Genomic DNA, 1,069 nt, shown 5'->3' with positions numbered 1-1,069 from the left:
GGCCCGGCCTGAGGAAAGCTCAGAGCCAAAGCGAGCGTGGATGTAGGAAATATCGTCACGGGTGAATGTAGGGAAGAACTGAACGAGGGCCATGGTCACTCCAATAAGCAGTTATGGTGAAACCATGATGTTACTGTCGGCACTCGTCAAGTGCCTACGCAATGATTTGTCAAGTAGTTACGCAACATATACTTAGCTAAAAGCCCTTAGCGAACAGCCATTCACTCGCCTTATTTGCATCTCTGCTATGGAGTTCCTTTGCGTAGTGAGCGAGGAGATCACGCATAACATCGACGGGCTTCTTTCCCTGCCAACCGAGGTATTCACGAATGTAGGCGAGGTGCCCAAGCTGCGTCGGGTTCAGTCGGACAAGGACGGGCGTGGTACTCTTCATGGGAACTCCTGATATCAGAAAAGGCAAAAAGGGTGCTTCCCGTCCGATATCTGGACAGGGAAACGAACAGTCCTACAGGGGCACACGTCCTCGCTGAGTTCCTGAAGGGCCGGGACGGCGCTATTCTCGCGCGACACCATCCCGGCCACATCGTCGGAGGTGCTGGGGAGGACGGTCAGCACCTAGCCAGGAGGAGGCTGTTAGGCTTCCTCTAGGCAAGAGGTCCAAGAAAATGGGATGGCAGCCACTGATCAGGCAAACAATCGCTTAACTACAAGGGCCAGGACCATCAGAACCAGGACGCAGAGAGCGATGAAGGAACGAAGGTCATCCGACATGCTGTCCCCCTTCCTGTACCCGCTCCAAGCTCCGCTTGACGCTGGTGGGGTGCCACTTCCCGCCCCTGGGGGTCAGGATGCCCCTGCTGTTCAGCTCGTCGGCTATGCCCCGCAGTGACAGCCCGGAGGCCATCAGTTCACCCAAGATGCCCTGAAGGTCACTGGCCCGCCTGTCGGCCTTCTCCTTGATCGTGGCTACGGCCTCGGCATTACCCCGGCCTCGGAGATGCTCCGCACCCTTGGGGCTTCCCAGCTTCTGCCCCCTCGCCTTGGCCGCAGCAAGGGCAGCCTTGGTCCTGGCGCTGATCATCTCGCGCTCATGCTGTGCCACCAGGGC

2 protein-coding genes are annotated in these 1,069 nt (G+C 58.1%); both read right to left on the bottom strand.

The window, feature by feature from the left end; all coding sequences use genetic code 11:
* Positions 1 to 196 precede the first annotated feature (196 nt).
* A complete protein-coding gene (locus A6A04_RS00715) occupies positions 197 to 394 on the bottom strand; it encodes a hypothetical protein (RefSeq protein ID WP_068489345.1) in 198 nt (65 codons plus the stop codon).
* 327 nt (positions 395 to 721) lie between these two features.
* Positions 722 to 1,069 (bottom strand): recombinase family protein (locus A6A04_RS00710; RefSeq protein ID WP_172822710.1); only part of this gene is annotated, 348 nt, incomplete at its 5' end.

The organism is Paramagnetospirillum marisnigri, assembly GCF_001650715.1.
GTDB lineage: Bacteria > Pseudomonadota > Alphaproteobacteria > Rhodospirillales > Magnetospirillaceae > Phaeospirillum > Phaeospirillum marisnigri.
The sequence above is the reverse complement of the archived record's forward strand: the minus strand, read 5'-3'. Positions and strand labels throughout refer to the sequence as shown.

What these genes read in the sequence shown, in the direction of transcription:
- A6A04_RS00715 (WP_068489345.1), bottom strand. Translation starts at nt 394, where the DNA reads ATGAAGAGTACCACGCCCGTCCTTGTCCGACTGAACCCGACGCAGCTT.